At 46.4% G+C, this 4370-nt stretch carries 2 protein-coding genes and 2 pseudogenes; all 4 read left to right on the top strand.

Going from position 1 to position 4370, the window contains the following annotated elements; all coding sequences use genetic code 11:
* Positions 1-907 (top strand): annotated as a pseudogene (locus tag OO184_RS12740) (bacteriophage T4 gp5 trimerization domain-containing protein); the annotation flags it as partial.
* 2 nt (positions 908-909) lie between these two features.
* Entirely contained in the window at positions 910-2268 is a 1359-nt protein-coding gene (locus OO184_RS12745) for a VRR-NUC domain-containing protein (RefSeq protein ID WP_265379510.1), read from the top strand.
* Between the two features lie 14 nt (positions 2269-2282).
* The gene (locus OO184_RS12750) at positions 2283-3434 is read left to right on the top strand and encodes a DUF3396 domain-containing protein (protein ID WP_265379511.1); all 1152 of its coding nucleotides are present in this window, start codon (positions 2283-2285) and stop codon (positions 3432-3434) included.
* 37 nt (positions 3435-3471) lie between these two features.
* A pseudogene (locus tag OO184_RS12755) lies at positions 3472-3819 on the top strand (type VI immunity family protein); the annotation flags it as partial.
* Positions 3820-4370 lie beyond the last annotated feature (551 nt).

The following is a 4370-nucleotide window of genomic DNA, read 5'->3' on the forward strand; positions in this document are numbered from 1 at the left end:
GGCAACGGTTTCGGTTTTATGGCGATCCCTCGCGTCGGGCAGGAAGTGATAGTCAGTTATCTCAACGGCGATATCGATCGCCCGATTGTGACGGGGTGTACCTATAACGGCCTCAACCGCCCGCCGCTTAATTTACCGCTGGAGAAAACCCGTACCACCTTTAAAACCCGGACTCACCGGGGACAGGGATTTAATGAACTGCGCTTTGAGGATGCCAAAGGAAGCGAGGAAGTGTTTATTCATGCTCAACGGGATATGAAAACGCAGATCCTCTGGGATAAAACCGCGCAGAATAGGTAATGACCAGAAAACAGAAGTGGCGCATAACCGCACGGCGATAATTAAAAACGATGATGATGAAGCCGTGCAGGGCTTCCAGACGCTTGAAGTGGGTCAAAATCAGACGGTGACGATTAAAGGTCAGCAAGCCGTTTCCATTGGTAAAAGTCATCAACTGAACATCGCCGATAACCAGCAAATCACCGTGGGTAAACATATCACAGTGCACTCTGAAAGCGGGCAAATCATCATTGGGAACGCAGGCGGGCAGATAGTCATTGACCCGATAGGCAATATCCGTATCGAAGGGGTCAGCATCACGATGACCGACCATATCACCGGCAAGAAATCCGCCGGTGCGCTGTTTGACTACTCCGCCCGTTATACCCTGCTCAGCGAGCAAAGCGATAAGCCGTTGGTGGATGTCCCCTACACCATTACCACTGGCGATGGTCAGGTCATCCCGGGTAAAACTGACGCGCTGGGCAGAACGATGACGGTACAGAGTGCGGCAGAAGAAAATCTGCAACTGAGTTCACCGGAAACCCCACCTAAACCGAAGCAAACCTTATATCAGGCCAGTGATAACACACCGGTAGAGCATGTTATGGAATTTACGGAGGAATAAGTATGGCAATATCCAACAACGGCAAGATGTGCCCGGCTGTCACATCAATCACCTGTACGATGGAAATAGGGGTCTTTCCCGCCGATGAAGATCCCTGTTATCTGGCGAGAAAAGCCGAATACGCTCTGCGCCTGCCGGCAATGATTGTCACCAAACTGGGCGCTATTCGCTTTCTTAATCAAGTCATTATGAGTGGGTTGATTAAGGTTGAGGAGCTTAAGCATGACTTTCTATGGCCCTATAAAGCGGAAGTAGTGTTTGCTATCAGAGGAGAGCAGGATGTCCCCTTACCCATGCTGGCGACTAGCCAAAACTCTAAACAGCGTTATGGTGATAATTTACCGCAATCCAGTAATCCGTTTGCCCGGCCTTCTGCCGAAGACGCGGAGAAATTTGGGATTAAACGTATTCGGCGCCCCGATATTATTCTGGTTAGAGATGAGGCTCTTCGCTGGCCGGGCAGAAATGCCGCCTACTTCGATGGTTCTGTGCATCCCGATAATCTGAAAATGTTGATTGAGGTAAAATTTCCGGGAGATGATCTTTCTGACGATCAAGAAAAGGATTATATCCAGATTGCGACAGAAAAACGTTTTGGTGTAATGCGCGTCATGGATAATCGCACTGAGGAGCAAAAACAGTACGATGAGGCGTGGCGAAAACATTATCAACCCGGTTCCCAACACTATAAAAACCCCATCCCACTGGCCCCGCTGCCGCCCGGTTCGCATTCTGATGACGAAGCTTTACTCACCCCTCCCGTAGAGGGTGTACCGGGGACCATTCCGCAACCCCTGACAAAAAATCCACCGCTGCTCAGCACTTCCCGCTGGTCGTTTTTACCCAGCTATGAAGACTGGGTTATCCTCGGACAGGAGGTGGCTGGTCTGGCTGAAAATGGGTTGAATTATGTCCGAGATAGTACCCGGGAGCTCCTTGCCCAGTTTGGTATCTGGTTCAATCAAGCCGGTAAGTGGGTGTGTGAAGAAATTATTGATCCGGTCACTCATCAAGTCAGCTATGCGTTTTCCTGGGTTAATGAACAAACGGGGAAAATCGTGACCTGGACTGAGAATGAGATAAAAGCCCGGTGGCAAACCGTTCAACAGGGCTCAGATATCACTCTGGAAGAGCTGAAAAACATTAGCTGGATGCAAATATTAAAAGAGGTGGGTGAAGGCATGCTGGAATTAGTTGTAATTATTGCCGGCGTTGCCGTTGTTATCCTGGTCACCGTTGCCGTCGCTGCCGCGCTGATTGCACTGGTGGAAATTTTAGCTGCCGCTGCCGCAGTGAGCGCCGCCGCGTTAGCCGCCGTCCTGGCAATATTGGCGAGTGTGACATTCGCCACTGCCTCATAATTCATGGAGAAAATATGGATACTTTAGATTACTTTGCCCAGTTGAAATCACAACTGGCCGCGTTTACCTTCCTCAATGGCGATGGGCTAACCGTTTCTCGTCTTGGGATTTCTATCACTCTGTTTTTTAAACAAGGCTACACCCAGGAGAAAAAACAACGCATTCTGGCTTGCTACCGCCGCTTTCGCGAAGAATTTGGCCCTCACCTACGTTTTCATCGTCATTCACTGAAAGGACTAAAAAAATATTCCCCAGAAAATATTGCCAAAGTCGAAGAAGGTATTCTTAATCAGAAAAAAAACCAGCTTTCTACTTGGGATATCAGTGACGCCAAAAATATCTATGAAGCTCCCCGCTATCTGATGCACTACCTGGATTCCGATGAAGCTGATGGTGACGACAGTAGTTCTTACCTGAGTCTGGTACTGCCCTGGGATTATCTGAAAGAACAAGAGGGCATGACCCGGTTTATGGCCTGGCTGGACTTTCTGTGTGAACAACTCGAACCGGACAGTGGGGACTGCGGTTATTGTCTGGTGCTGCCCAGAGATTACCATGACTACTTTCCCTTAGAGTACCAGCTAGCGCAGCGTTACCCTGCATTGCAGGTTAATTCTGCGGTTCATACAGCCAAATTACAGTATGGACATTCCATCCGTGGCATTAACTGGATCACCTTACTGTCCAAACGATTTGTAAATCGACTGGGTGGGGAATTCTGGATACGTCATGTGCTGGCCCGCCACCTCTACCCGGATGTGGTGATTACGCCTTACTCTAATGGTCTGATGATCCGGGCCGGTCAATACCCGGACCTAACGCCGCTACCGGGCAGTGTCCCGGAGAGTTATTTTGCCATTAACCAACTGATACGTCCGATCCGGGTGATACCTCGTGAAGGCCATTCATTGCATTTTTATGGCGCTGGTCATTTTGATGATATTTCCACCCTAGCCTGGTATGCCCGTTATGACCGGGGACCGCTGCAAGTGACCCCTTTGAAAGGTAACCATCCGGCACTGGTCAGCGGGATCTGGCAAACCGATAGCCTGCCGGGTCAGCAGTACTTCTTTGCTCAGGGGGCGACGGCTTTTGATGTTGAAGGCGCAGAGACGGGCACAACTGTATGGCATCTGATACGGGAAGCGGCAAACATGTGGGAATAACAGATTATCCACTGCCTCATAATTTACGGAGAAAATGATGGAAACTGTAGATTACTTTGCTCAGTTGAAATCACAACTGGTCGCGTTTACCTTCCTCAATGGCGATGGGCTGACCGTTTCTCGTCTGGGTCTCTCGATTACCCTGTTTTTTAAACAGGGTTACACCCAAGAGAAAAAACAGCCTTGTGGTTGGGTGGTCAGTGATGCCAAAAATGAAGATGAGGCACCTCGTTATCTGGTGCGTTATCTGGATTCCAGAGAAATAGATAGTGGCGATGATAGCTCTTACCTAAGCTTGACACTGCCTTGGGATTATTTGAAAGAACAGGATGGTATGACCCGCTTTATGGCCTGGCTGGGCTTTCCGTGTGAACAACTTGAACCGGACAGTGGGGATTACATCCCGTTTTCTATGAAGATGAGGTGGATATTAATTTCAACCCGAAAATCGGAGCGGATTGGTGTTTCAAAGGACAACAAAAACGGGTTATATTTAGATTGTTTGCAACAAATTAACCATTCGGTGTCTTATCTTAACTATCAATTTGTAATTCTAAATAAGATATTTCATTTTCGTTTCTATTTTTTAATCATTTCCTTTAATTTTCCGCAATTTTCATTAACAAACACTGAATTTCATCATTAAAAGCAGAGCCGTTATCTGTATTTATTATATATGCATGCTAAACCAAATTATATTTTGGCTGCTATATATTAACACCAAAAAATATGATTATTTTCAACTTTATATTAACTCTTATTAATTATTCATAAAAACCAATATCACACAATTAAATATATTTTTATTATATTTTTATATAGTAAGAAATCAGACTTAGATTAAATTCTAAAAATAAGAAAAAATCCGGTATAAATAATATATACCGGATTATCATATCAAGGTTAAATTATTCAGAACTTCTGACTATATCAGTA

Source organism: Photorhabdus aballayi (assembly GCF_026153155.1).
Lineage (GTDB): Bacteria > Pseudomonadota > Gammaproteobacteria > Enterobacterales > Enterobacteriaceae > Photorhabdus > Photorhabdus luminescens.

Bases quoted from the DNA above. Each gene is read 5' to 3' on its own strand.
- OO184_RS12745 (WP_265379510.1), top strand. From the start codon at position 910: ATGGCAATATCCAACAACGGCAAGATGTGCCCGGCTGTCACATCAATC.
- OO184_RS12750 (WP_265379511.1), top strand. From the start codon at position 2,283: ATGGATACTTTAGATTACTTTGCCCAGTTGAAATCACAACTGGCCGCG.